This is a genomic window from Ignavibacteriales bacterium, from assembly GCA_020635255.1.
Lineage (GTDB): Bacteria > Bacteroidota > Ignavibacteria > Tepidaquicellales > Tepidaquicellaceae > JAEYVS01.
In genome coordinates this window covers 778,073-803,688 of record JACKAC010000001.1, presented here as the reverse complement: position 1 = coordinate 803,688, position 25,616 = coordinate 778,073, and the positions used below count along the sequence as shown (strand labels likewise).

At 39.8% G+C, this 25,616-nt stretch carries 25 protein-coding genes and 2 tRNA genes; 13 read left to right on the top strand and 14 right to left on the bottom strand.

Annotated elements, in window-relative coordinates:
* Positions 1-11 precede the first annotated feature (11 nt).
* The 6 genes from H6614_03635 to rpsF all read right to left on the bottom strand — a co-directional run bounded on the left by H6614_03635 (position 12) and on the right by rpsF (position 5,634).
* On the bottom strand, positions 12-722 hold the full coding sequence (locus H6614_03635) for a Crp/Fnr family transcriptional regulator (protein ID MCB9242739.1): 711 nt from the start codon (positions 720-722) through the stop codon (positions 12-14).
* 96 nt (positions 723-818) lie between these two features.
* Positions 819-1,865, bottom strand: a complete 1,047-nt coding sequence (locus tag H6614_03630; protein ID MCB9242738.1) for a 2-oxoacid:ferredoxin oxidoreductase subunit beta — start codon at positions 1,863-1,865, stop codon at positions 819-821.
* A 5-nt stretch (positions 1,866-1,870) separates the two neighbouring features.
* Positions 1,871-3,739: a 2-oxoacid:acceptor oxidoreductase subunit alpha gene (locus H6614_03625; protein MCB9242737.1), complete on the bottom strand. Its 1,869-nt coding sequence runs from the start codon at positions 3,737-3,739 to the stop codon at positions 1,871-1,873.
* 149 nt (positions 3,740-3,888) lie between these two features.
* Positions 3,889-4,551: a 50S ribosomal protein L9 gene (locus H6614_03620; GenBank protein MCB9242736.1), complete on the bottom strand. Its 663-nt coding sequence runs from the start codon at positions 4,549-4,551 to the stop codon at positions 3,889-3,891.
* Positions 4,552-4,626: 75 nt separating this feature from the next.
* Positions 4,627-5,106, bottom strand: a complete 480-nt coding sequence (locus H6614_03615) for a single-stranded DNA-binding protein (GenBank protein ID MCB9242735.1) — start codon at positions 5,104-5,106, stop codon at positions 4,627-4,629.
* 81 nt (positions 5,107-5,187) lie between these two features.
* Positions 5,188-5,634 carry a 30S ribosomal protein S6 gene (gene rpsF / locus H6614_03610; protein ID MCB9242734.1) on the bottom strand — a complete coding sequence of 149 codons (447 nt, stop codon included), beginning with the start codon at positions 5,632-5,634 and terminating at the stop codon, positions 5,188-5,190.
* 245 nt (positions 5,635-5,879) lie between these two features.
* Here rpsF and H6614_03605 point away from each other — a divergent pair, with 245 nt between their 5' ends.
* A complete protein-coding gene (locus H6614_03605) occupies positions 5,880-8,057 on the top strand; it encodes a T9SS type A sorting domain-containing protein (protein ID MCB9242733.1) in 2,178 nt (725 codons plus the stop codon).
* Positions 8,058-8,070: 13 nt separating this feature from the next.
* Here the strand turns inward: H6614_03605 and H6614_03600 are convergent, their stop codons facing one another.
* The gene (locus H6614_03600; protein MCB9242732.1) at positions 8,071-9,051 is read right to left on the bottom strand and encodes a helix-turn-helix domain-containing protein; all 981 of its coding nucleotides are present in this window, start codon (positions 9,049-9,051) and stop codon (positions 8,071-8,073) included.
* 223 nt (positions 9,052-9,274) lie between these two features.
* Between H6614_03600 and H6614_03595 the strand changes: the two genes are divergently transcribed.
* The 8 genes from H6614_03595 (at position 9,275) to H6614_03560 (ending at position 13,936) form a co-directional block, all read left to right on the top strand.
* Positions 9,275-9,658 (top strand): DUF1428 domain-containing protein, encoded by a 384-nt coding sequence (locus tag H6614_03595; protein ID MCB9242731.1) that lies wholly within the window; start codon positions 9,275-9,277, stop codon positions 9,656-9,658.
* Positions 9,659-9,684: 26 nt separating this feature from the next.
* A complete protein-coding gene (locus tag H6614_03590) occupies positions 9,685-10,170 on the top strand; it encodes a VOC family protein (protein MCB9242730.1) in 486 nt (161 codons plus the stop codon).
* A gap of 36 nt (positions 10,171-10,206) precedes the next feature.
* The gene (locus H6614_03585) at positions 10,207-10,614 is read left to right on the top strand and encodes a VOC family protein (GenBank protein ID MCB9242729.1); all 408 of its coding nucleotides are present in this window, start codon (positions 10,207-10,209) and stop codon (positions 10,612-10,614) included.
* Positions 10,615-11,181, top strand: coding sequence for a dihydrofolate reductase family protein (locus H6614_03580; protein ID MCB9242728.1), 567 nt, complete (start codon positions 10,615-10,617; stop codon positions 11,179-11,181).
* Positions 11,182-11,187: 6 nt separating this feature from the next.
* Positions 11,188-11,592, top strand: coding sequence for a VOC family protein (locus tag H6614_03575; GenBank protein ID MCB9242727.1), 405 nt, complete (start codon positions 11,188-11,190; stop codon positions 11,590-11,592).
* A 107-nt stretch (positions 11,593-11,699) separates the two neighbouring features.
* Positions 11,700-12,080, top strand: a complete 381-nt coding sequence (locus tag H6614_03570) for a DoxX family protein (protein MCB9242726.1) — start codon at positions 11,700-11,702, stop codon at positions 12,078-12,080.
* 78 nt (positions 12,081-12,158) lie between these two features.
* Entirely contained in the window at positions 12,159-12,992 is an 834-nt protein-coding gene (locus H6614_03565) for a hypothetical protein (GenBank protein ID MCB9242725.1), read from the top strand.
* A complete protein-coding gene (locus tag H6614_03560; protein MCB9242724.1) occupies positions 12,989-13,936 on the top strand; it encodes a hypothetical protein in 948 nt (315 codons plus the stop codon). The genes H6614_03565 and H6614_03560 overlap by 4 nt, the downstream gene beginning before the upstream one ends.
* Before the next feature lie 39 nt (positions 13,937-13,975).
* Here the strand turns inward: H6614_03560 and H6614_03555 are convergent.
* Positions 13,976-14,058 (bottom strand) — tRNA-Leu (locus H6614_03555).
* 61 nt (positions 14,059-14,119) lie between these two features.
* On the bottom strand, positions 14,120-15,073 hold the full coding sequence (locus H6614_03550; protein MCB9242723.1) for a J domain-containing protein: 954 nt from the start codon (positions 15,071-15,073) through the stop codon (positions 14,120-14,122).
* A gap of 149 nt (positions 15,074-15,222) precedes the next feature.
* Here H6614_03550 and H6614_03545 point away from each other — a divergent pair, with 149 nt between their 5' ends.
* Positions 15,223-15,411, top strand: a complete 189-nt coding sequence (locus H6614_03545; GenBank protein MCB9242722.1) for a DUF1737 domain-containing protein — start codon at positions 15,223-15,225, stop codon at positions 15,409-15,411.
* Between the two features lie 2 nt (positions 15,412-15,413).
* On the opposite strand, the gene radC is transcribed toward H6614_03545, so the two are convergent.
* Complete coding sequence (radC, locus tag H6614_03540) at positions 15,414-16,139, bottom strand: DNA repair protein RadC (protein ID MCB9242721.1); 726 nt, start codon at positions 16,137-16,139, stop codon at positions 15,414-15,416.
* A gap of 145 nt (positions 16,140-16,284) precedes the next feature.
* On the opposite strand from radC, the gene H6614_03535 reads away from it, so the two are divergent.
* A complete protein-coding gene (locus H6614_03535; GenBank protein MCB9242720.1) occupies positions 16,285-17,778 on the top strand; it encodes an exo-alpha-sialidase in 1,494 nt (497 codons plus the stop codon).
* Positions 17,779-17,797: 19 nt separating this feature from the next.
* Here H6614_03535 and H6614_03530 read toward each other — a convergent pair whose 3' ends face one another.
* Positions 17,798-18,598, bottom strand: coding sequence for a methyltransferase domain-containing protein (locus H6614_03530; GenBank protein ID MCB9242719.1), 801 nt, complete (start codon positions 18,596-18,598; stop codon positions 17,798-17,800).
* 32 nt (positions 18,599-18,630) lie between these two features.
* Positions 18,631-18,704, bottom strand: a tRNA-Pro gene (locus tag H6614_03525).
* Positions 18,705-18,824: 120 nt separating this feature from the next.
* Between H6614_03525 and H6614_03520 the strand changes: the two genes are divergently transcribed.
* Together H6614_03520 and H6614_03515 are read left to right on the top strand one after the other, a co-directional pair.
* Positions 18,825-21,335, top strand: a complete 2,511-nt coding sequence (locus tag H6614_03520; protein MCB9242718.1) for a cation-translocating P-type ATPase — start codon at positions 18,825-18,827, stop codon at positions 21,333-21,335.
* Complete coding sequence (locus H6614_03515) at positions 21,328-22,458, top strand: metallophosphoesterase (GenBank protein ID MCB9242717.1); 1,131 nt, start codon at positions 21,328-21,330, stop codon at positions 22,456-22,458. Before H6614_03520 ends, H6614_03515 begins: the two co-directional genes overlap by 8 nt.
* A gap of 47 nt (positions 22,459-22,505) precedes the next feature.
* Here the strand turns inward: H6614_03515 and H6614_03510 are convergent, their stop codons facing one another.
* Together H6614_03510 and H6614_03505 are read right to left on the bottom strand one after the other, a co-directional pair.
* The gene (locus H6614_03510) at positions 22,506-23,477 is read right to left on the bottom strand and encodes a T9SS type A sorting domain-containing protein (GenBank protein MCB9242716.1); all 972 of its coding nucleotides are present in this window, start codon (positions 23,475-23,477) and stop codon (positions 22,506-22,508) included.
* 127 nt (positions 23,478-23,604) lie between these two features.
* On the bottom strand, positions 23,605-25,536 hold the full coding sequence (locus H6614_03505) for an alpha/beta fold hydrolase (GenBank protein MCB9242715.1): 1,932 nt from the start codon (positions 25,534-25,536) through the stop codon (positions 23,605-23,607).
* Positions 25,537-25,616 lie beyond the last annotated feature (80 nt).

Below are 25,616 nucleotides of genomic sequence, written 5' to 3'. Positions count from 1 at the left end.
GAAAGTGGAATTTATTTGGCAACTTCTTTTAGAAGAGGGAGGTTTTTTATGGTTATATTTCTGCCATCAACGTGCAGAATATCCTCATCCTGTAATTTTCTGAAAACACGGGAAACAGTTTCGTTTATAGTACCCAGGTAGCAAGCAAGATCATACTTTGATATGTCAAGTTCTATAGTGTCAGGAGAGGCCGGATGCGAACCCGAGGAGGTACTTTTATTATATTCCAGAACAAGATACCCGGCGAGTCTTTTGGTTATGTCTTTTAAGGTAAGGTCTTCGATGTGTTTGGTAAGGTACCGCATTCGTTTGCTCACACTAGCGAGCATTTTCATACAAAGTCCGGGATCTTTTTCGAGTACAGAGAGAAAGCATTCACTTCGTATCAAAATCAACTGGGTATCCTCCTCAAGTGCCATTGTATTAGCAGGATAAGTAACCTCCTGCCGGGAATCACTCCATCGTTCAAACAAAGGCACTTCAGCAAATGTATTTCCTTTTTCAATAAAATGAATGATGTGTTCTTTACCGTCTTTGCTTATTTTATATATCTTAACCGATCCCTCCAGAACACCATAAAACCCCTGGTAAGGTTCCGAATCAAAGAAAATCATCTCGCCTTTATCAAAGGTTTTAAAAACCGAATTTTCGTATATGAGTTTTGCTTCGTTGTCGGAAAGATCAGAAAACAGAAAGATCTTCTTTACATCGTTGTGATCCATTAAGGTTATTTAATTCAGCTTATACCTAAATTAATAAGAATAGGAGTGAATAGTATCAGGAAATCCTGTCTAGATTTAACAATGCATAATATCCTATCAGCCAACTTCCCATGTCTGTGTGCCACGCAAGAGGGCATCGAGATCACCGTCTCCCCGTTTGCTTTTAACGGCATCGATCTGTTCATACACAAGATCTTCAAAGACCGGTCTTTCAAGATCCAGAAAAACGCCCATTGGAGCAGGCAGTCCGTCAATCTCTTTAAATCTGCTCAAGATGAACGCCTGTTCTCTGGACTGCTCATCGTGTACCATAAGGTCATTTTCACTCCATTCACCGTTTGAAATATCTACAACTACGGGATTTGAACCGTCGAGGCGGATACCTTTATTCCTCTCTTTACCGAATACGAGCGGTTTCCCCTGTTCAAGGAACACTACATTGTCTTCTTTAGTATCTTTTTCTGTATAGAGAAAGAAAGCACCGTCATTATAAATATTACAGTTTTGGAAAATTTCCAGGAATGAAGTTCCCCTATGCCGGTGACATCTCATAAGCATTTCCTGCAAATGCTTCGGGTCTCTGTCCATAGTTCTCGCAATAAAAGAACCGTCCGCACCAAGCGCAAGCGATACCGGGTTAATGGGATTATCCAGCGAACCGTATGGAGTCGAACCAGTCACCTTCCCTCTTTCCGAGGTCGGAGAATACTGTCCTTTAGTTAAACCATATATCCTGTTATTAAAGAGAAGTAAATGAATATTCGGATTACGCCTTAAGATATGTATAAAGTGGTTTCCGCCTATGCTCAATAAATCACCGTCACCGGTAGCTACCCAGACGGATAGATCAGGATTAGCTATCTTGGTACCCGTTGCTATTGCAGTTGCCCTGCCGTGAATAGTATGGAAACCATATGTATTCATGTAATATGGAAACCTGCTCGAACATCCTATCCCGGCAATAAAAACTACGTTCTCTTTCTTAAGTCCCATATTGGGCAATACTCTCTGCATCTGGGCAAGTATTGAGTAATCGCCGCAACCGGGACACCATCTTACATCCTGGTCCGATGAAAAGTCTTTCGCTTTGTACTCAACTGCACCTTCTGTCGTACCCGTTCCGTTTGTAATTTCTTCTGACATGATCTTTAATTTAAAATTTCTTCGATCTTACTAAGAATTTCTCTTGTCTTAAAGGGCTGTCCCTGTATTTTATTGAGCTGTATCGTATCTATCTGGTACTCGCCTCTTATAAGCTTGCTTAATTGTCCCATGTTCAATTCGGGAATAAGTATTTTATTAAAGCTCCTAAGCACCTTTTCGGTGTTCTTTGGCATCGGGTTCAGGTAGCGCAGATGAGCGTAGGATACTTTAAGCCCTTTCTCTCTTGCGCGCTCGAAAGCAGTCAATATTTCGCCATGTGTTCCTCCCCATCCGAGTACAAGGAGTTCACCCGAATCCTCACCGAGCACATCGAGTTCAGGGATATGTTCGGCAATATTCTTAATCTTTTGCGCGCGCAACTTTACCATATTCTCATGGTTCTGCGGATCATAGCTCACATTACCGGAAATATTTTCTTTTTCAAGTCCGCCTATCCTGTGTTCAAGACCCGGAGTGCCAGGCTTTACCCATGGGCGCACTAAAAATTCATTTCTTAAATACGGGTAATAGCCGTCAGAATCCGTTCTGAATTCCACATTAATGTCTTTAAGATCAGCGGATGTACGAACTTTCCACGGTTCACTACCATTTGCAATGTAACCGTCAGAGAGAAGTATCACAGGAGTCATATGTTCGATCGCAATTTTCACAGCCTCATAAGCCATTGTGAAACATTCCGATGGTGTTGCCGGGGCAATTATCGCAACGGGCGATTCCGAATTTCTGCCGTACATAGCCTGTAAGAGATCAGCCTGTTCAGTCTTTGTAGGAAGTCCCGTAGATGGTCCGGCTCTCTGTACGTCGACAATCACAAGTGGAAGCTCAACCATTACAGCCAGTCCAATTGCTTCGGCTTTTAATGCCATACCCGGACCACTGGTTGTTGTTACCCCAATGCTTCCTGCAAACGAAGCACCTAATGCAGATGTAACTCCAGCTATCTCGTCCTCTGCCTGAAACGTTATTACATTAAAATTCTTATGACGAGACATATGATGCAGTATATCCGAAGCAGGTGTTATTGGGTAGCTTCCAAGGAATATCTTAAGACCGGTCTTTGCACCCGCGGCTACAAGTCCGAGGGCAATAGCTTCATTACCGCTAATGCTTCTGTAAGTACCAGCCGGTAGTTTCGCAGGTTTAACGTCATACCGTGTATTAAATATCTCCGATGTTTCGCCGAAGTTATACCCTGCTTTTAATGCAAGCGCATTTGCTTCCGCAACTTGTTTATCTTTAAACTTCTCATCTATCCATGCAAGCGTCTTATCAGGCGAGCGGTCGTAGAGCCAGTACATAAGTCCCAGCGCATAAAAATTCTTACATTTGTTTGCGGCTTTTGTAGTCAAGCCAACATCTTTTACAACTTCGAGCGTGGCTTTTGTAATGGGAAGTTTATGTACATTATATTCGCTTAGCGAATCGTCTTCGAGCGGGTTTACTTCATACTTTGCAAGCTGGAGATTCTTTCTATCGAAGGCATCTTCATTTACAATTATTGTTCCGCCTTTTCTTAGATCTTTGAGATTGACTTTTAGTGCAGCAGGATTCATTGCAACAAGCACATCCACTTCATCCCCGGGTGAATATATATCGTGGTCTGAAAATCTAAGTTGGTAACCACTTACTCCGTACAATGTGCCCGCGGGCGCCCTGATCTCAGCCGGAAAATCGGGCATAGTCCCGATGTCATTACCAAATATAGCGGCAGTCCCTGTGAATTGTTTACCAGTTAACTGCATCCCGTCACCGGAATCACCGGCAAAACGAATGGTTACACTTTCGAGATGCTCGGTTTTCTTATCGTGACCGTTACTCTTTTGAAGGTCTTTTGTTTCTGTATTTTCTGACATATGATTAAAATAACTAATATTTAAAAATATCTCAATAATTTCATAAATTTAATTCCAATATTAATCCAAAACAACGTAAAATAGAAATAAAAAATCCGTCCCTGAGACCAGAGACGGATTTTTGGAAATCTACTTATTTATTAACCTTACTACTCTTTACCTTCTTCCTGATTTTCTTCTCCGCTATCTTCGGGAACCGGCTCTTCAATTTTTTCTTCGGCTATAACCTCATCTTCAGCCACAATCTCCGGAGTTTCTTCGACTTTTTCTTCGACAACTTCCTGAGTTACAGCTTGAGCTTTCTCTTCAGCGGCTTTTTTCGCGTCTATTTCTTCCTGTACTTTATCAACAACCTTATCATCAGTGGCTTCTTTTTCCACAATTACTTTGATCTCAGCCATAACTTCGCCGTAAACTTTGATCTTTACAGGAAATTCGCCTATTTCTCTAATAGGATGTGGAAGAAGAATCTTTCTTTTATCTATTGCCGCAAATCCTTTTCCATGCAGTTCGTCGGCAAGATTTTGTGAAGTTACCGAGCCAAATACTTTGTTATCTTCACCGGTTTTAACGGTCATTTGAAGAGTAACCTTTTCGAGTTCGCCGGCAAGATTCTTTGCATCTTCAACCTCTTTTTCGATCTTTTTATGCTGCTGCTTGCGGAGCTCAGACATCGCTTTGATGTTTGACTCGTTAGCAACTTTACCTATACCGCGGGGAATTAAGTAGTTCCTTGCGTACCCGCCCTTTACTTCTACTACATCGCCGGCTGATCCAAGGACGCCGTGATCTTCTTTTAATATTATCTTCATGTCTCTATATTTAAAATATAAACAAGGGGAAGGTTAATAACCTGCCCCTTTTAAGATGTAAAAACTTTCGATAGATTAATTCCCTTTAATTAGTTCAGAATCTTCAGGTGATAGGAGCGAATCGAAATTATCATCATCCATTCCTGAGTCATGCGAATCAGAATCATCTTCCAAAATAGAGTCATCATCGTCACCTTCGCCAGATGAGGCTCTCTTATTAAGAAATTGGATCCTTCTTGCTTTAATTTCAACGATGGTTCTGTTGTTACCATCTTCAGTTTTGAAAGTCCTGCTTTGAAGCTCACCATCGACTAAGACAGCGTTACCTTTTTTGAGCTTATCTCTGCAGCTTTCTGCCAGTCTGTTCCAGGCAACAATCCCGACGTAGCAAACATCTTCTTTCCACTCGTCGTTTTTGTCCCTGAATCTTCTGTTGCTCGCAATCGAAAAATTAACCACCGGTGTTCCGTTAGTCGTCTGCCTAAAGATCGGATCCTTGGTGAGGTTTCCTGCGATGATCACAGAGTTTAATTCGGGCATCTTAAATTCAGCCATGTTTTACCTCCCGCAAATAGGTTGTTAAAGTTAGTTAAAAAAATTAAGTCACACTCATTGCATACCCGGAGACGAACCGGATCACTTGACAGCTTCCGCTTGAGGTTTTCTCTCCCTGTTGTCAGTCTTTCCTTCGGGAGTTCCCTCTTGCTTAGCTTCCTCCTTGCTTTCGGCTTCGGCTTTAGCAAGCTCTTCGGCCTTTCTCTTGAAGTGCTTCGCACGGCGTTCAAGAGTTTTTTCATCTGTCTGTACGGTAAGAAAACGAAGGATCTCGTCATCTACCTTGTACTTCATTTCAAGTTCTTTGATTAATTCAGGCTCGGCGAGAAATTCATAACAAATGTAAAATCCGTTTAGCCTTTTTTTGATGGGGTATGCCAGTCGTTTCCTTCCTATCCTCTCAAGCTCTTTAATCTCCGCGTTGTGATCTTTCAGGAACTTCTCGTAACGTGTGACTATCTCTTCAACCTGTGAATCTTCATAATTACCATCTACGATAATATAAGACTCGTAATATCTGTTTGCCAAATCGTTTGTTTACGTTATTTTAACATTATTTTTACCAAAGTCTCAAAAATACCACAATAAAGCAAAACAATCAAGCTAAATACAGTAAGATAGGGTAAAAATCTAAAAAAGTGGACAGTGAAAAAACAGCAAATAATAATATATTACCACTGTATTCCAATCTTGAAAAAATGGCATATAATATTTATACTTTTAAAGAGTAGAGTTTGGATAACTAAGTGGGTTAATTTAATCAAAAATTACCTATGAAGAAGATATACTTTACCCTAATTCTGCTATTTTCATCACTTCCCCTATATTCCCAATTATTTACCTTTAACGGATGGACCGAACAAAATCCGTATCCTACTACGCGAACTCTAAACACTTTAGCTTTCATCGATAATAATACCGGTTGGGCATTTGGGTTGGGGGGAATAGTGGTTAAGACTACTAATGGGGGGGTATCGTATATCCCTCAATATACTCCCGACACTGTAAACACATATGATGCATTTGTCCTCTCTCCTGCAAAAGTTGTTGCATGTGGAAGCAAGGGACATATTTTCTATACAACTAACGGGGGTACACTCTGGCAAGAAGCCAATTCACATACAGTAAAGACACTGGCAAGTATCTTCTTCATAGATTCAACAACCGGATTTGCATGTGGTGACAACGGAACATTTGTCAAAACTACAGATGGAGGAATCAATTGGGATTCGATACCTACTTTTTATAACAGAGATCTTCTTGATATTATGTTCATAAATGCGAACACCGGCTATACTGTCAGCGAAAGAAACCATTTATTAAAAACAACGGACGGAGGAAATTCCTGGACACCGAACTCTGTTCCATCATCCGACTATGCCGTGCATTTTATTAATTCAATGACAGGTTTTGTATTAGGAACAGGTGGAGGAGTAAAAAGGACAACAGACGGTGGTATAACATGGACAGTTTACTATAGCGGCTTAGGCAAATTCGATGAAGTTCATTTTTTAAATTCGTCCACCGGTTATTTTACCAGAGAAACTGGAAATTTCATCCTTAAAACAACTGACGGAGGAGAAAACTACGAAACAATTACAAGTGATACAAAAGTAGAAAAAGTAGATTATGTAAATGACTCCACAGGTTTTACAGTTGGGCTAAACGGTTTCATGGCAAAAACCCACAACGGAGGCATTAACTGGGATTATATTTCATATGGTACAAGGGAGGAACTGTTTGATATTTATTTTTTCAATGCTTTGACAGGGCTTTCTTGCGGTACAGGTGGAGCTTTGCTAAGAACTACAAATGGCGGAAACAACTGGCTTACAGTAAATTCAGGAACAACAACAAGATTAGCTGAAATATATTTTTATAACCAAAATACGGGATACATTTCCGGTGAAAATGGCTTATTGATAAAAACAACTAACGGGGGTACTGCATGGCAAACATTAAATACAGGGGTAACAGGAAGTTCCCTATCAGCGGCAAGTTTTCTAAATGCAAATACCGGACTTGTTGCCGTAAGAAATAGCCCATTTTTTATTAAGACTACTAATGCCGGGAATAACTGGTTTCAGCTTACAGTTCCCTTTAAGACAGGATGTGTCAAATATTATAATGATTCGACAATTATAGCCGGCGGGGTAACTTACTTTGGATTACCCTATGGAAAATTTTTTAAAAGTACAAATGGCGGATTGAATTGGACAACTACATTTGGCGAATCAATCGATGTGTCTATGACAATTATGCAATTTTTTAATGACACCGGTTATGCTATTAGAAATGAACCCTATACCAACCGCACTTTTAAAACAACGAACGCCGGAAATAACTGGTTTGAACTTAATCATATAAGGGGCGAAAATAATTATGAATCACAACAAGATATACCTCTGGATCCTAACTTTACTGATTTAATGTTTGTAAATTCGACTATCGGTTTCTACTTTGCAGATTATTCTCCTTTATTAAAAAAAGTTGTCAGAACAACCAATGGCGGTGAGGATTGGGAATGGCATATTCCATTCCCTGATATACACGTACCACAATGGGGAATATTTTTTGTTGACGCAAACACGGGATATATCTGCGGTCGCTATGGAATGATACTAAAGACTACAACAGGTGGTCCTGTTTTGACAAATATTCTTTCTCAAACAGGTAGTGAAATCCCAAATGAGTTTAATCTAAGCCAAAATTTTCCAAACCCATTCAACCCTTCAACTAAAATACGATTTGATATCTCCCACTCGGGATTAACCAGTTTAAAAGTTTACAATGTACTAGGGCAGGAAGTTGCGATACTGGTAAGTGAGAGGTTAAATGCGGGAAGTTACGAATATACATTCGATGGAGGTACTTTGCCAAGCGGTATTTACTTTTACAAGTTAGAGACAGAAGAATTTTTTCAAACTAAAAAAATGGTACTGATAAAATAAACATTAGAGGAGCTTATGCGTAAGCTCCTTCTTTATTATATTTCCTCTTATATTCCAGTGGTGAATAGCCAACTACTTTTTTAAAAATATTTCTGAAAGCCTTGCTGTCAGAATAACCAACATTATACATTACCTCATTTACATTTTCACGTGATGATTCCAGCATTTTCTTAGCGGCCTCGATCTTTACACGCTGTATGTATTCAATTACTGTGTTGGTCGTAGCCTTTTTGAACCTCCTTTCGAACGTTCTTCTGCCTATATAAAACATCTTAGCGAGCTGATCAACTGTTAGCTTGTCATTGAAGTGTTTTTCTATAAACTCCTGAGCCTGCTTTACCTCTTCATCCTCATGATCTTTTTGTCCCTGGAATATAGTAAAAGGAGTTTGAGTCCTCCTTTCTATTTCAATTGCAAAGATCTTGGAAACAAATATTGCCATGTCACGGCCGGCATATTTTTCAATCAGATGGAGAATGAGATTCAAGTAAGAGAATGCTCCCCCGCTCGAATATATTCCCTGCTCTTCGGTTACAACTTTATCATCAACCAACTCAATATCCGGGAATAACTTCCTAAATTCATTTGCTGCCATCCAGTGCGTCGAGCATTTCTTCCCTTTGAGTAACCCGGTTTCTGCAAGCAGAAACGCTCCCATACATAAACTAGCAATTTCAGCACCATTCTTATATTGCTTTACAATCCAGGGAATAAATTCTTTATTATCATCGATAGCGCTTGTTATCTCACCGTCCAGAGCGGGTATAACTATAAGGTCGGTTTCGTCCACTTCGGTAATCAATGCAGTTGCATTTGCTGTAAAAGCTCCTCCGCTTACCGGTGTTTCTCTTGTAAGTCCAACAAGCTGAACATCGAATAATGCCGGGGCCCCCTGGGATTGGAATATCTGGTTTACTTGAGTAAATATCATTCTCGTCCCCTCCAAACTTCCTAATATCGCTCTTTTTGGTACTAATATAGATATTCTTTTCATGAAATTTTAATTAGATTGTTAATACAAAATTACTCGATAATGGTGTCGCAATCAACCCCTAGTGTTGGCGTATTTACACCTCGTTGAAGTAACAATTACCATATTTGTCGCATTCAACCTCTTTTATTGGCGTAATTGCACGCTCAAGAATTAGATTTATCATCTTATATTTGTAAAGACTTTATATTAAAACCGTAAATTCTGATAAACCAAAAATCAAATTATGGCAAAAAGTACAAAATCATCGGCTAAGTACGTGGACGGATTCCTGCTTCCGGTACAAACATCAAAACTAAAGGAATACAAGAAAATTTCTGATAAAGCCCGTAAGATATATATGAAGCACGGTGCATTGAGCTACATAGAAAGTATGGGTGACGATATGAAAATTGAGGGAATGACAGGATTCGGCGATTATGTCAAACACAAAAAAAATGAAGCATTGGTTTTCTCGTTCATCACGTACAAATCCAAAGCCGACAGGAACAGGATCAACAAAATAGTTATGGCGGATCCGGGATTAATGGAGGATTGTATGGGTAAAAAAATGCCATTCGATATGAGGAAAATGGCAATGGGTGGTTTCAAGGTATTCGTAGGAGAATAAATAAATCAAATAAACTCTGAATTAAAATGGAAAACAAAATTCAAGATTGCCTCTGGTTCGATAACCAGGCGGAAGAAGCAGTAAGCTTTTATGTGTCGGTATTTAAGAATTCTAAAATAAACCACATTGCCCGGTACACTAAAGAAGTAGCTGAAGCTGCAAAGCAAACCGAAGGGCAAGTAATGACCATATCATTTGAGTTGGAAGGAAGAAAATTCCTCGCTCTCAATGGAGGACCTTTATTTCAATTCAATGAATCAATTTCATTGATGGTAATGTGCAATGGTCAGGAAGAAATAGATTATTTCTGGGATAAGCTGACGTCGGATGGCGGACAGGAGTCGATGTGCGGATGGCTAAAAGATAAATACGGCTTATCCTGGCAGATCTGTCCCGCTAACTGGGAGGAAATTATGACAGGAGATTCCGAGAAGTCCAGAAAAGCAATGGGAGCATTAATGCAGATGAGAAAATTCGATCTCGCTGAAATAGAAAGAGCTATGAACTCATAAAATTTTAAAAATTAAAGAAATAACAAAATGAGCAAAATGAATCCGGTAGTACACTTCGAACTCCCTGTAGAGGATAGGGATAGAGCTTCAGACTTTTATGCCAATGCCTTTGGCTGGGAAGCCCAAAAGTTTGGGCCTGAAATGGGTAACTATACTGTTGTATCCACTTCCGAGCGTGGTGAGAACGGTTTTCCAAAGAACCCGGGAATGATAAACGGAGGATTATTCCAAAGGGCAGATGAAAAATCATGCCCATCGGTTGTTATCGCGGTCGACGACATTAATGAAGCAATGAAAGCAGTGGAAGAATCAGGTGGTGAAGTTCTTGGGGGCAGCCAGGGAAAAGATAAACCAGATGATATCCCGGGTGTTGGTCTGTTTATTTCAATTAAAGATACCGAAGGAAACAGAATCGGGGTTCTTCAGCCAAATTCAAAAATGTAAATGAGAAAACTAAAATTACAGGTACAAATGACCGTGGACGGGTTCGTCTGCGGTCCTAATGGCGAGCTCGACTGGGCTATGATGCAATGGACTGATGACGTAAAAAAATATGTAACAGAGCTCACCGATTCATGCGATACAATACTCCTGGGACATAATATGACAGACGGTTTTGTAAAACACTGGGAAGCTGCTTTGGAAAAACCGGAAAGTGAAGAATACGCATTCGCAAAAAAGATGGTAGATTATCCAAAGATAGTCTTCTCCAGAACTTTAACAGAATCAAATTGGAATAATACAACACTTCAGAATTCAATAGATATAATCAACGAATTGAAAAATATGGACGGGAAAGACATTATTGTTTATGGCGGTGCAACATTTGTTTCGAGCCTTATTGAAGCAAATTTAATAGATGAATATTATCTGGTAATTAACCCGGCAGCAATCGGTAATGGACGCCGAATCTTTGGAGACAATTACCATATTTTTAATCTGACCTTACTTGAGTCCAGGACTTTCGATAGCGGTAAAGTATTAAACAAATATAAACCAAAAGATAAATAAATAGTAATGTCAAAGAAGATATTCGTAAATCTCCCGGTAAAGGATCTGGATAAATCCATAAGCTTTTTCAAACAGCTCGGATATGAATTCAACCCGCAATTTACAGATGACACTGCAGCATGTATGGTAATTTCAGATGAGATATATACAATGCTTCTCACTAGGAAAAAATTTAAGGAGTTCACTCCAAAGGAAATAGCAGATTCATCAACTACAACAGAGGTAATAACCTGTCTCTCCTGTGACAGTAAGGATGAAGTAACTGACCTTATGGAAAGGGCTTTAGGTGCAGGTGCTACCGAAACACGCGAGCCTCAGGATTACGATTTTATGTATGGAAGAAGCTATACAGACCTCGACGGACATATATGGGAACTGATGTGGATGAATGAGGAAGAAATTCCACAGTAAAAATTAAAGGGAATCTTTATCTTGTGCTGTGCGGTTAAGTAATAAAAAATAAAGGAGGAACATTGAAGGATTTTCTAGAAAGGAATAAAGATCTTGGAATTCTCATTATGCGGCTTGGAGTGGGATTAACATTTCTTCTTGTTCACGGTCTTCCAAAAATACAGGGTGGTCCGGATATGTGGGCTAAGGTTGGAGGCGCTATGGGCAATGTTGGTATTTCTTTTGCTCCTGAGTTTTGGGGATTTATGGCAGCGGCGAGTGAGTTCGGAGGAGGATTACTTCTCGTACTGGGACTGTTTACACGTCCCGCTTCAGCATTCATGGCATTTACTATGTTAATGGCTACATTTCAGCATCTTCACAAACTCGATCCGTGGGGTACAGTCAGCAATCCTCTTAGACTGTTTACAGTATTTGTTGCATTGGTGTTTCTGGGCGCAGGTAAGTACAGCTTAGATGCATGGTTAGCGCGAAGAAAGGAAAAGTAAGAGTTACATTTTATTCAAACCCGGTTATGCCGGGTTTTTTTATTTGGAACAGTTACTTAAAACTTTGGTATCATAATTATGAGCCCCTACCGAGTAATATTAACTCTTTTCTTGACTTTTTCACTTCCACTTACAGCTATTTATCAGGATAAATTAGATCAAAATCAGGGAATTTACTTTACAATTCGGACTTCAAAGTCAAATTACCTTCTGGGTGAAAATGCCTGGCTCAAAATATCTCTTATAAACAATTCCGAGGAAGATTATTACTATACAGGTTTTTTTGTTGGAGGGGCTATTCGTACATTAGTTACCAGTCCCTTTAACAATCAAAGAAATGAATTGGCAGGTTCAGTGGATTGGTGGCCCATAAAGAAAGTCTTAAGAAAGAATGACACGCTTATCTATTACCATCAGCTTAATGATGGCATCAAGGGAGGTGATGGGAATTATAGTGTAGTCTGTAGTTTTCAGAATATCCAATCGAATACAATTAGTTTTGATATAACTGAGCCGGTTAATGACGATAGGACGGTATTTGAAAATATCAGAGAGATTCATAAAAAAGTTAATACAAATCCAAAATACCGGGAGTCATCCAAAAATGATTATGAAGGTTTGTATTATAAATATCCTGTATCACCCTATACGCCTTCACTTTACTTTAAAATCGTTTTGAATGGGATTATAACAGATTCCCTGCGATATGAGCAACTCTATACGGATTTCTATGAAAAATACAACAATTCGTATGAAGTTTATTATGCATTACTTTATCATCAGTTCTATCTCGAAAAGATAAAAGAACTAAATTCTTCGGATATAAATTCTGAAATTGCTAAATTAGCCGAACAATATCCCGGCACAATGACAGAAGAAGTCTCAATGTATCTTCTCAAAAAATCCAAATGATTAAATACATATTTCTAATATTGATTCTGTTGAGCGGTTGTTCCGAAAGTCCTAAAAATGAACCTATACTCTCAAATCACAATATTCCTATAAAGGAAGGTGAAGTTCAACTTGTTATAGAGCCTGAGTATGATAATTATATATTTGGAGAAAATATCTGGTTAAAAATTAGTATCCATAACAATACAGATACCGATTACTACTTAACATATTTGCCCGATAAATTATCTGTCCCACTTAAAATAGTGAGCAATAACGGCAATGAAAATATACGTCTGCGAGAGGATGACGAGAGGATGGGGGCACTTGATTCTATCAAAGTGTCACCAGGTTCATCTTTCATATCCTTTATAAACCTAACAGAGAATTATTTTGATCAAAGATACGTAACAAAAGGAATTTATGATATTAAAGGAAGTTATGACAAATATTCTCAAATTAAATATGTATATCTTGTCCCAGGCGGCAAAAAGATAAATTATCCACCTCCTCTCGAATCAAATTCTATTAAAATAGAGATATTACCGGCTGGAGGAAAAGAAGAAAAAGTATGCAGCATTCTTTTCAACAATACCAAAAAATTCGATAGTCAGATTGAAAGATTGAAATATCTCGTCGATGAATTTCCAGATTCAAAATTTTATCCTCAAATATTTAGTGAATATATTTACTACTTAGCTGCTGAAGGTGACAGTATCAAACTTTTTAGCAATATCGATCACTTCTTAGACAACAATGCGACCTATGAGACCATAATGGTTTTAAATAGAGTATCAAATTATTTAAGAAATAAATTAAATTGGGACTACGAACAAAGAAGAAATTATTTTCTTTCTCTAATAGAAAAATATACCCACGGAAAGGTTGCAGAGTGTATAGAGTTTAAATTGGCTTATGACCAATACTATAAAAAAGCAAATGAAAGAATGGAAGGTTGGAAATGACAAAAAGCCCGATGAATATATTCATCGGGCTTTCTTTTGTGCGGTGGGGGGGACTCGAACCCCCACGCCTAGGTGGCACCACCCCCTCAAGATGGCGCGTCTACCAGTTCCGCCACCACCGCTACTACCTTTTTACAAACCGAACTGCTAATATAATAATTTCGAATTTCTTCTAAAACTGATTTATTTGCCTCTCAGGGCTTTCAATTCCTCGAATAACTCCTTCTCCTTCTCATTCAGATTCTGCGGTACCTGTATCTCTACTTTGAGATAAAGATCCCCAAATTTCCCTTTAGCCGAATAAGAAGGCATTCCCATCGCGGGAAGTTTTAAGAGTTTCCCGCTTTCCGTGCCAGCAGATATGGTCACATTTACTTTACCCTTTAGAGTCTGGAACTGAGCCTTGCCCCCAAGGACTGCAGTATATAGGTCTACCGGCAGATCCGCATAAAGATCGTCCCCTCTTCTATCGTAATTAGGATCTCTAGCTACATTTATTGTTAGAAGCAGATCACCCGGCTGTCCGCTGTTAATGCCCGGAGCACCTTTCCCACCAAGTTTTAATACCTGGCCGTCTTTGATACCGGCTTTAATATTAAGCTTGATAGCTTCACCTTCCAACCGGAAAGTCTTTGAAACACCGTTGTAAGCTTCATGGAGTGTTATCTCCATCTCGGCGGTAAGGTCATGTCCGCGAACGGGTATCGCACCTCCGGCTCTCCTGCGTTGTCCGCCGAAACTACCACCGCCGCCGCCACCGAACATTTGCTCGAAGAAGTCACTGAATACTCCACCGCCAAAAAAGTCACTGTCGCTTCCTCCCGTCTCAAACCTGTATGACCTTTGTCCTCCCCCAGTCTGGTCATAAAACTGCGACCAGTCAAATCCGCCCTGACCACCTGCCTGTTCATACTGCTTCCAGTTCGAGCCTAGAGTATCGTATTTCTTTCTCTTTTCAGGATCGCGAAGTACCTCATATGCTTCATTCACTTCCTTAAATTTCTCCTCTGAAGCCTTATCACCTTTCGTTTTATCCGGGTGATATTTAATAGCTAGTTTCCGGAAGGCTTTTTTAATGTCATCCTGGGAAGCATTCTTTTCAACATCAAGTATTTTATAATAATCTTTATATTCCATAGCTTTTATCTCAGTAAAGCAAAATCTTAAATATCATTTTAAATTTAAACCGAAAAATTTGTTCTTTTTTATAGAAAAAATAAATAGTTTGAATTTGGGGACGTAAACAAGTAATTTAATATCCCATAATTCAAACTACAAATCATACCATGGAATATAAAATAGCTACTGCGCAAAGCATTCCCGAACTCGAAAGAATAGTAAATGACCTGATGAATGAGGGTTGGGAGCCGGAAGGTGGAGCGTGTGTTTCACCGGATGGGATATATTTTCAGACAATGGTATTCTATGAAATGGATGATATGGAGGATGAAGAGGATGGTGATTATGACTACTAAAGCTATATTAGTCCTCTCTCCATAAAGCTCATATAATTATGTTTGGTCACAATTATATGATCAAGCAGGTCAATCCCCATAATTTTTCCCGCATCATAAAGTCTTTTTGTGATCTTTAGATCCTCTTCCGAGGGTTCGGTACCGCCAGATGGATGATTGTGCGCTATCATTATCTGCGCGGCATGCTTTCGTATGGCAGATTCGAATGTCTCACGAGGATGTACGAGACTTGCGTTGAGCGTCCCAAGCGAAACCTTTTCTATCGCGATAAGGCGGTTCCTAGTATCAAGCGAGATAACAAAAAAATTCTCTTTCGAGAAATCCGTTATGTGTGAACGAACGAGCTTAGCCGCATCCAGAGGATTGGTGATCGCATCGCTATTCAGACGTTCCGATTCAGACTCAATGTCTTCCTTAGCTATCCTCCTGGCAATTTCAAAGCATGCAACGAGCTGTGATGCTTTTGCTGGACCAAGCCCTCTAATTTGAGTAAGCTCTTCAAGTGTTGCCTCTAACACATTCTTTAGCGAACCGAAATGAGAGAGAAGCTTCCGCGCAGTGTCCATCACCGACTCACCCTTTATTCCCCTGCCCATAATAAGAGCAAGAAGCTCTACGTTCGAGAGCGCTCCAGGTCCGGATGATTTGAGACGTTCACGCGGGCGGTCGTTAAGGGGAAGGTCGTGTACAGTAAAGGATTTGGAAGTATTTTTGTATTCCGCGCTCATACTTTTTGTGAACTCAAAGATACATAAATACTTTTAAATTTATTACTTACTAAAGCACAGCATTTGCATGCCTTTTTCCACTACTTGAAAATGTCAAATACTTAAGGTATAATTGTTTTCCAATAAATTCTGCAATAGGGGAAAAATGAAAACCATCATTTCAATCTTTTTATTTTCTTTCCTTGTATTAACTGTTACAGTAACCATATTTAAGTATACTGAATCATATGCTCAGTGGCAGGCCGATTCACGGCTGACAAATGACACTGCCTCATCCTTTACATCCACTAACAATGCCTGGTGTATAGCGTCAACCGGTAATTTTGTGTATGCCTCATGGGAAGATAGACGGGACGGGAATTCTGAAATTTACCACAAACGCTCTACAGACGGAGGAGCTACCTGGGGAGCCGATACGCGCCTGACAAATAATGCTTCTATTTCTCAGCATCCTTCAATTTCAGTATCCGGTACAATTGTGCATGTCGTATGGGAAGATACACGCGACGGGAACCTGGAAATTTACTACAAACGCTCTACAAATTCAGGAGTAAGCTGGAGTACTGACACAAGGCTTACTAATAATCCAGATTTTTCAATTGATCCCTGCATATCATCTTCCGGGCAGGATGTGAGAGTTGTATGGCGTGATGACCGCGAAGGAAACTCCGGGATATACTACAAACGATCTACTGACGGCGGCGCAAGCTGGGGAGCCGATACACGTCTGACGGATACCGTTTCTGCTTCACAGAAACCTGCCATATGTGTATCAGGTTCGGTCGTTCATGTTGCATGGGCAGATAGCCGTGTTGGTAACGCTTTCAAAATATACTACAAACGCTCTACAGATGGCGGTGTTACCTGGGGTGCTGACACACAGCTGACAAATCTTGTCACGGTCTCCCAGTCTCCCTGTATATCGGTATCCGATTCTGTAGTTCATATTGTATGGAATGATGAAAGGAGTGGAGACAATAATGAGCAGGGCGGATATTTTAATATATTTTATAAACGCTCGACAGACGGAGGTATTACCTGGAGTACTGATGCTCCTTTGATTGCTTCTAACGTATATTCTCTTTACCCTTCTGTTGCCTCGTCCGGTCAGATTGTGCAGGTTATTTGGTGTGATGACCGCGATGGAAATTTTGAGATTTACAACAAACGTTCTACTAACGGCGGTATAAATTGGGGACCTGACACAAGACTGACAAATGCATTCGATGACTCTATCTATCCTTCAGTATCGATATCAAATCAAGCCGTGCATGTTGTTTGGATCGACCACAGAGATGGGAATTTTGAGATTTACTACAAGCGTAATCCAACAGGAAATCTTGTCGGATTGGTGAATATAAATTCAGAGATTCCGGAAAAATTCCACCTTTTTCAGAACTATCCTAATCCGTTCAACCCGGGCACAAAGATAAGATTCGAATTACCTGTTTCTTCGAATGTCAAACTCGTCATATATGATGTTTTAGGCAAAGAAGTTGAAACACTTATAGACGGAGAACTGAGCGCCGGAACATACGAACCCAAATGGAATGCAGAGAAACTTTCGGGCGGGGTTTATTTCTACAAGCTTGAAGCCGGCGGCTTTGTCAGTACAAAAAAGATGGTTTTGATAAAGTAGTATATTGGCCGGAGTTTTATTATGACTTCGTTCCGGATGATACTATCACCGACAGCGGGATCTTAAAAGCCCCGGCGCCAAATTCCTTAGCGAACCTTTCCCGAACGGCACTTAATATCTCAGGGAGGAGGTTTTCATCTCTTTCACAAATATAATTATAAATCGGGTTTCCTAATAAAAATCCCTTTGCTGCCTCTTCAGCTGAAGCCGTACTTCCTTCAAGATCTACATACTCAATTGATACATTTTTAAAACCTGCGCCATTCATAAGCTCTTCCATTTCCGAGGGATCGCTCATTGAAAAAGGTATATCGAAAAATGTGACAGGGTCATTCGGAAAAAATGAATTTACAACTTCTACATTTACCTCTGCAATATGTTGTTTTTCAATGGTGTCCCAGGTGCTAAATATAAATGTTCCGCCGGGTTTTAATACTCTGTAAGCTTCATTGAAAGCCTTTTGCTTATCAGGGAAGAACATAACACCGAATTGGCACACAACTGCATCAAACAAATCATCCTCGAATGAAATATCGGTCGCATCCATAGTTTTCCATTTAATTCCTGAATCTTCGCCAGTAATAGATTTTGCTACTTCTATCATCCCCGGAAACAGATCAGTTCCAATTATTTTTGCATCCGGAAATCTGTCTTTTAATAATCTGGTAACCTGCCCTGTACCACATGCAAGTTCAAGAACTGATTCTATATTGACAGGTATTCTGCCGGCAATATCCCTAGCTGGAACCGCAAAGAACATCGGGCTAAAATATTTTTCATAATTTTCGGCTACGGTACCTGTAAATGCTGGCTGAGACATGATAATGTGGGTGAAGAGTTATAAGGAATTTGTCGGGGTGAGTGGACTCGAACCACCGGCCTCACGCCCCCCAGACGTGCGATCTAACCAACTGATCTACACCCCGAACTATTCAAAATACTAAATAGCCTGATTAAATTCACTTACTAAAATTATAGCTTTGAGCTTAAATTTATACATTTCTTAGTTAATAGCTCGTTAAGATTATTTAAATTATTTTTGACTAATGAGAGATCTGAATATTGACATACAGGGTCTGAGTGAAGATGAAGTATCACGTTCCAGAGCCAGGTACGGGATAAATGAATTCGAACAAAAGAAGAAGCATTTTCTCATAAAAGCAATAGGTGATCTTTTGAGCGAACCGATGATACTTCTGTTGCTGACCGCTGCGATTTTGTACTTTATAAGCGGAGAGGTCGGAGACGGGATATTTATGGCAGCCGCTATAATTTTAGTTGCCTCCATCTCTCTTTACCAGGATTCGAGAAGTCGTAACGCTCTCGAGGCTCTCAAAGACCTTACACAACCGCTCAGCCGGGTCATCCGTGATGGAGATGTCAAAGAAATACCGATCAAGGATATTGTTGTAGGCGATTGTATTATAGTCGAAGAAGGATCATCCATACCTGCCGATGGAAAGATCATTCAATCGAATGATTTCTCCGTAAACGAATCTATTCTAACCGGTGAATCATCTGCTGTGATCAAATCCGATGGCGGAGACAACAAAGTCTTTATGGGCACTACCGTATCCGGCGGCCTGGCAATATGCAATGTTACCGAGGTAGGAAATGCAACAAGACTTGGCTTAATAGGAAAAAGTATAGAATCCATTAAGGAAGAACGGACTCCGTTACAACTGCAGATTGGGAATTTTATGAAGAGGATGGTAATAGCAGGCGCTGTCATCTTCTTCCTTGTATGGATACTAAATTTCTTCGACTCCAAAAACATCCTCGACAGCCTTCTCAAAGCACTTACTCTTGCAATGAGTATTCTTCCGGAGGAGATCCCGGTAGCGTTTACAACTTTTATGGCACTGGGTGCATGGCGATTAATGAAGATGGGTATTATCGTTAAGCAAACGAAAACCGTAGAATCGCTTGGCAGCGCAAATATCATTTGCCTGGATAAGACCGGAACCATAACAGAAAATAGAATGGAATTATCCAGTATCTTTGTATTGGGTGAAAATATCTTACCGGTCGAGGATATTAATAATGTGACCAATGATAAAGAGAAAGAACTGTTAGCGACTGCTATGTGGGCAAGTGAGCCTATTCCGTTTGATACAATGGAAATAGCCATTCACAATGCATATGAAAAGCTATTCCCAATTGATGAACGAAAAGATTACAGCATGGTCCATGAATACCCCCTCGATGGAAGGCCTCCAATGATGACTCACGTCTTCGGGAATCAAGAGGGTAATATTATAATCGCCGCTAAAGGCGCTCCTGAAGCATTAATAAACTTATCCACTTTAACAGATACAGAGAAAAAAATTGTAAATGAGGCCGTTGTGGATCTCTCCGATAAAGGTTACCGAGTTTTGGGAGTCGGGCAGGCAATATTTTCCGGAGATCATTTCCCCAGGACTCAGCAGGAATTTAAGTTTAACTTCAAAGGATTACTGGCATTCCTCGACCCCCCAAAGAAAAATATTCCGGAGGTTTTAGATTCATTTTACAATGCCGGTATAGATGTAAAGATAGCTACAGGGGATAATACCGAAACAACACTGGCAATAGCAAGAATGATAAAACTCAGGGGAATAGATGACTATACCAACGGGGAAAAAGTCATGTCAATGGATGATTCTAGCCTTAAAGAAACTGCACTAAGAAATAACATTTTTACACGGATGTTCCCCGAAGCAAAACTAAAGCTGATAAACGCGCTTAAGGCTTCAGGAAAAATTACTGCTATGACAGGAGACGGGGTAAATGACGGACCTGCACTGAGAGCGGCAAACATTGGTGTCTCAATGGGAAGCAAAGGTTCGGAGATCGCAAAGCAGGCTTCATCTCTTATTCTTGTTGATAACGATCTGGCAAAGATGGTGGATGCAATCGCAATGGGCAGGAAGATATATACAAACCTTAAGAAAGCCATCCAATATATTATTTCTATTCATATTCCAATAATTTTGACTGTCTTTTTACCCCTTGCGCTTGCGTGGAAATATCCTAACATCTTCTCTCCTGTTCACATTATTTTCTTCGAACTTATAATGGGACCTACATGCTCGATTATATATGAGAACGAACCCATAGAAAAGAATGTAATGAACCATAAGCCGAGACCCTTCACAAAGACGTTCTTTACACCTATGGAACTGGGAACAAGTATTGTGCAGGGATTATTTATAACGATTGGAATTCTATTCACATACCAATATAGTGTAATGCTGGGATTAGATGAGCCATCAACACGAACAATGGTTTTTATTGCCATAATCTCTGCGAATATATTTCTTACACTTGTTAATCGTTCCTTTTATTACTCCATCTTCACTACATTGCGGTACAGAAACAAACTTGTGCCTATGATCATATTGGTCACAATAGCTATTTGTGTCTCACTCCTTGTTATAAACCCGGTAACAACCTTTTTCGAATTCAGTCTTCCACCGCTTCCTCAATTGGGAATAGCAGTTGTGATCGGATTTATCTCCGTTATCTGGTTTGAAGCTGTGAAGTTCATCAAAAGAAGAGTAGAACCTAATGGCTAACAAACAATTCATCAGTTTCTTTACAATCTTCTTCACACTTTATGCCATCATCAATTTTTACATCTTTATTCACGGATTCAACACCCTCGATGGAGGTGTAAGATTAGCCTATTCAATTATTTTCATTATATGCGCCGGTTCATTTTTCATAGGCAGGTATCTCGAGAAAAAGACATCCGGATTTATAAGCATTCTTTTTGTGTGGATAGGGTCATTTTGGTTTGCTTCATTGCTCTACTTTTTTATAGCAGTGGTCTTAACAGATTTATTACTCTTGCTGAACCTTGCTTTTAATTTCCTTCCCAAAAGTTTCTTCTACTACGAATTCCTGATAGTAATACCGCTCGTTCTTTTGGTAATTTTCATTGGGTATTTAAATGCAAAAAATGTCCGGATAAAAGAGTTATACATTACCATAAAGAATAAAAAAGCAGTTCCTAAGAAATATAAGATTGCAGTCGCCTCCGATATCCATCTCGGTACGATCATTGGAACAAAGAGATTAAAAAATATTGTAAATAAGATCAACTCCCTCTTCCCCGATATGGTTCTTCTTCCCGGTGATGTACTGGATGAGGATGTTACCCCTGTTATAAGGCAAAATCTTGGGGAACTGCTTAAAGCCATTCAAGCTCCTCTTGGTGTTTATTCCGTTACCGGTAATCATGAATACATAGGCGGAATTCAGAAAGCCGTAAAATACCTCACTGATCATAACGTAATAATACTCAGAGATGAAAGTATCCTTATCGACGACAACTTTTACCTTGTTGGAAGGGAGGACCGGGCTAAGAAGGGATTTACAGGGAAAAACAGAAAATCCCTGGATGAGATCCTGGAAGATGTCGATACCGGTAAACCTGTTATTCTGATGGATCACCAACCCTATAATCTAGAAGAAGCTGAGAAATATAATATAGACCTCCAGCTTTCCGGTCATACACACCATGCTCAGCTCTGGCCCTTGAACTTCATTACTGAAAAGATCTATGAACTGAGCTGGGGCTATAAAAGAAAGAATAACACACATTATTATGTTTCATGCGGGGTAGGAACATGGGGACCTCCCGTTAGGCTGGGTAATAAACCGGAAATAATCAATCTCACTTTTGACATACAATAAAAAAGCGGGCTTTCACCCGCTTTCAATATCACATTCTTTTAAAAAATTTACTTTACGAGCATCATCTTTTTTGTCTCGGTAAATCCATCTGCCGTCAATGTGTAGTAATACATTCCGCTTGTATATCCATCCGCATTCCAATTCACTTCATATTGTCCTGCATTCATGTGCTGGCTTATAAGAGTTGTAACCTGCCTGCCAATAGCGTCATATATTACAAGTCTAACTTCGCTTGAGCGCGGTATTCCAAATTTTATGTTAGTACTTGGATTGAATGGGTTCGGATAGTTTTGGTTTAATTTATATTCAACGGGTTCATTCAATGTTACAGATATTCCGGAAACCGTGGAGGTCAAGCTTAATATACAAAAATTTGCCTGCATACCGCTCGTGGCTGTATAACTGCTCTGCCAGCAAGAGCTGAAATCTGTTCCATAACCGGTAGTCGATGTACCCGCCGCTTCAACAGATGTTGAGCTACCACCGGATGCGTCATGCCTTATCTCTATTAATAAATGTCCGCCTGTGTATAAGTATGACGAGTCGAAAGTTATATTTGTTCCGAAATTATTTGGATTACCTCCGACAGGGTAAGAACCTGCAACGATCATAAGCGAACCAGCTCTAACCTGTTTTTGGACACCTACAATATTTTGTGCAAATACTAAACTCCTGTTTGCGGGTGCTACACTCTCGCTTAAATATATGTCAAAATTAGGATATGTCACATCCGAAGCCGGCCAAGGAGAAGCGACGGTTGGACGAAGCCTGAAGGTAATTGCATCAATGTATTGCCCGATAAGTGATGTTAGTTGGTTCTCATTAATTAGAAATTGAACTGTCCGCTCTGATGAGCTAAGTGGACCAAGAAATGAAAGCGTGGCCGCAGTATTTTCGTAAATGGTTGGAACAACCAGAACCGGCAGTGGGCTCCGGTCGGTTTGATTTGCAGAAACCGGCTTATATACTGCTGACAAAAAGGAAATTACAAATATTAAGACTGTAAAAATTTTCTTCATTTAAATTCCTCCCTTGAATTTTTTGGGTATCTTTTTTTATATAATAATCTTTGTTCCTGTTTTTTTCAAGTATTATAAAAAAGGCAGGTTTCCCTGCCTTTTTACTAAAAATTTCCCCATAACCACTCTATTTTATCAAAAGCATCTTCTTTGTACTTATAAAACTTTCGGTCGTTAGTCTGTAAAAATATACCCCGCTCGAAAAATCCGATGCCTTCCATTCAGCTTCGTACGTGCCTGCGTTATACCTGTCATCTGCCAACGTTGCGACCTGCCTCCCTACCGCATCATAAATCACAAGATTAACATGAGACGATTTTGGTAGTTCAAACCTAATCTTAGTGCTGGGATTGAATGGGTTTGGATAATTTTGCGACAGTGAATAATCATCCGGTACGCTTGTAGAAATTGGATTCACCGAGATCGTTACCCAACCTATCATAGGAAGTTGTATGTACGTCGGATTAGCAGGATTCATATAGATTATGTTTGTTGCCTGCTGAAATGAAGGCAATACATATGGGTTCGTTCTAAGGAAAGGATCATTATCAATATTATCAATATTTGTGAGCACAATCCTTAGCTTGCTTCCAGCCTGGAATACATGAGAACACGAAGATCCGTAAAAAGACAACTGCCTTATTTGGTTAGGTGTTATATTCCTGTCGGTATAATTCGCCCTGCCTACAATATAAGGCTCATTGCCCGGCTTTATTTCATATATCTGAAGATTAAACTGAGCTTTTGTTGTATTAGACTTGTAGTGTATATTAACAAATGGAGTACCGACCATTCTTGCATTCTGCGTTAGCGTCGGTGTCTCAAATATTATCCTGTTGCGCTGAAATTTTGACTCGAAGATAGAACCCGTAAATTCCCTATTCACCGCCTCCAGCATAGTAAGCGAATTATCGAGGATATTATTATCAAATCCAACGGTATCAGGATTTAAAGAACTAACTGCATTAGTGAGGGTTCTGTTAGGTCGAAGATAAAACTTAACGTCCTGCACTCCCGCGGGAGGCCATACATCTGAATAAAATCTCTTCCACGTCCACATATCGTCTACGCGCGGATAACTGCTTGATGCATACACATATTGCGATGAATCCAGAGCACCATTTTGATAATCATCCAGCCAGTAGTAAAGCCAGTCACCGTTTACTTCATTATGATAATCTACCTCATCCTCATAAGCCTCCGAGCCGTGAGAGCCGAAAGTCCCAAAATACATTCTGTAATCCGGATTTATAAATGGAATTGCGTCTATATCGGGTTTTGTTGAAAAAAACTTGTCCTGCCAGCATGTACTTATAAATATTGGTGCGTTGTTATTGCCGACCTGGCTCGAAAAATCTCTTCCTTGTGGAATATATGTTAACAAACTGTCGTACTTATCAGGAGTATCAGCCAGAATCCATGTCCTGAAAGCCTTAACAAGATTATTGTATCTTACAATAGTGGTATCATAACTCAGGGTCCATAGTAGTGACATTTTGACAGACTTATTATATATCCAGTCCGATGCGAATTTCGGATTCGAAACGTCTGAAACTATACATCGCAAACTTGTTCCATTACATGCCGCCATGAATGGAATCGTTCCGCCCTGGGATCCGCCGATTGCTCCGACCCTATTGACATTTACAATGCTCTGGCTTTTAACATAGTTCACTACTTTTGTAAAGTCACCCATCTCAAGAGTACTGATCAGATTTGTCTTACCACCTGATATTCCCTGTCCTCTCATAGTGTATACAAATGTAAAAAATCCGTCAGCGGCCTGCTCCTCTGCATATGGAAGATCCTCGTATTTGGTACCACCAAAACCATGACAATATATCAATGCAGGCCATCCACCTGCTGGCGGTGTCTCGTCAGGGAAAAATCTGGTGCAGTCGAGTAAGGTCCCATCGTTCATTGCAAGCATAAAATCCACTCGCGTGACATTAAAGCCCCTTCCCTCGTGCCTGGGTTTAAATCTGTATTGTGATTGGAGATTGTTAAATAAAAGTAGGAATCCAACTATTAAAATAGCTGTACTACTACTTTTATTCATTTTTATCCGTATGCTGCTCCCCATAGAAAATGGTGTTTACTGAGTGAAAAATGAATATATACAAAGTATTAATTACTAAA

What these genes read in the sequence shown, in the direction of transcription:
- H6614_03635 (MCB9242739.1), bottom strand. Translation starts at nt 722, where the DNA reads ATGGATCACAACGATGTAAAGAAGATCTTTCTGTTTTCTGATCTTTCC.
- H6614_03630 (MCB9242738.1), bottom strand. Translation starts at nt 1,865, where the DNA reads ATGTCAGAAGAAATTACAAACGGAACGGGTACGACAGAAGGTGCAGTT.
- H6614_03625 (MCB9242737.1), bottom strand. Translation starts at nt 3,739, where the DNA reads ATGTCAGAAAATACAGAAACAAAAGACCTTCAAAAGAGTAACGGTCAC.
- H6614_03620 (MCB9242736.1), bottom strand. Translation starts at nt 4,551, where the DNA reads ATGAAGATAATATTAAAAGAAGATCACGGCGTCCTTGGATCAGCCGGC.
- H6614_03615 (MCB9242735.1), bottom strand. Translation starts at nt 5,106, where the DNA reads ATGGCTGAATTTAAGATGCCCGAATTAAACTCTGTGATCATCGCAGGA.
- H6614_03605 (MCB9242733.1), top strand. Translation starts at nt 5,880, where the DNA reads ATGAAGAAGATATACTTTACCCTAATTCTGCTATTTTCATCACTTCCC.
- H6614_03600 (MCB9242732.1), bottom strand. Translation starts at nt 9,051, where the DNA reads ATGAAAAGAATATCTATATTAGTACCAAAAAGAGCGATATTAGGAAGT.
- H6614_03595 (MCB9242731.1), top strand. Translation starts at nt 9,275, where the DNA reads ATGGCAAAAAGTACAAAATCATCGGCTAAGTACGTGGACGGATTCCTG.
- H6614_03590 (MCB9242730.1), top strand. Translation starts at nt 9,685, where the DNA reads ATGGAAAACAAAATTCAAGATTGCCTCTGGTTCGATAACCAGGCGGAA.
- H6614_03585 (MCB9242729.1), top strand. Translation starts at nt 10,207, where the DNA reads ATGAATCCGGTAGTACACTTCGAACTCCCTGTAGAGGATAGGGATAGA.
- H6614_03580 (MCB9242728.1), top strand. Translation starts at nt 10,615, where the DNA reads ATGAGAAAACTAAAATTACAGGTACAAATGACCGTGGACGGGTTCGTC.
- H6614_03575 (MCB9242727.1), top strand. Translation starts at nt 11,188, where the DNA reads ATGTCAAAGAAGATATTCGTAAATCTCCCGGTAAAGGATCTGGATAAA.
- H6614_03570 (MCB9242726.1), top strand. Translation starts at nt 11,700, where the DNA reads ATGCGGCTTGGAGTGGGATTAACATTTCTTCTTGTTCACGGTCTTCCA.
- H6614_03565 (MCB9242725.1), top strand. Translation starts at nt 12,159, where the DNA reads ATGAGCCCCTACCGAGTAATATTAACTCTTTTCTTGACTTTTTCACTT.
- H6614_03560 (MCB9242724.1), top strand. Translation starts at nt 12,989, where the DNA reads ATGATTAAATACATATTTCTAATATTGATTCTGTTGAGCGGTTGTTCC.
- H6614_03550 (MCB9242723.1), bottom strand. Translation starts at nt 15,073, where the DNA reads ATGGAATATAAAGATTATTATAAAATACTTGATGTTGAAAAGAATGCT.
- H6614_03545 (MCB9242722.1), top strand. Translation starts at nt 15,223, where the DNA reads ATGGAATATAAAATAGCTACTGCGCAAAGCATTCCCGAACTCGAAAGA.
- radC (MCB9242721.1), bottom strand. Translation starts at nt 16,139, where the DNA reads ATGAGCGCGGAATACAAAAATACTTCCAAATCCTTTACTGTACACGAC.
- H6614_03535 (MCB9242720.1), top strand. Translation starts at nt 16,285, where the DNA reads ATGAAAACCATCATTTCAATCTTTTTATTTTCTTTCCTTGTATTAACT.
- H6614_03530 (MCB9242719.1), bottom strand. Translation starts at nt 18,598, where the DNA reads ATGTCTCAGCCAGCATTTACAGGTACCGTAGCCGAAAATTATGAAAAA.
- H6614_03520 (MCB9242718.1), top strand. Translation starts at nt 18,825, where the DNA reads ATGAGAGATCTGAATATTGACATACAGGGTCTGAGTGAAGATGAAGTA.
- H6614_03515 (MCB9242717.1), top strand. Translation starts at nt 21,328, where the DNA reads ATGGCTAACAAACAATTCATCAGTTTCTTTACAATCTTCTTCACACTT.
- H6614_03510 (MCB9242716.1), bottom strand. Translation starts at nt 23,477, where the DNA reads ATGAAGAAAATTTTTACAGTCTTAATATTTGTAATTTCCTTTTTGTCA.
- H6614_03505 (MCB9242715.1), bottom strand. Translation starts at nt 25,536, where the DNA reads ATGAATAAAAGTAGTAGTACAGCTATTTTAATAGTTGGATTCCTACTT.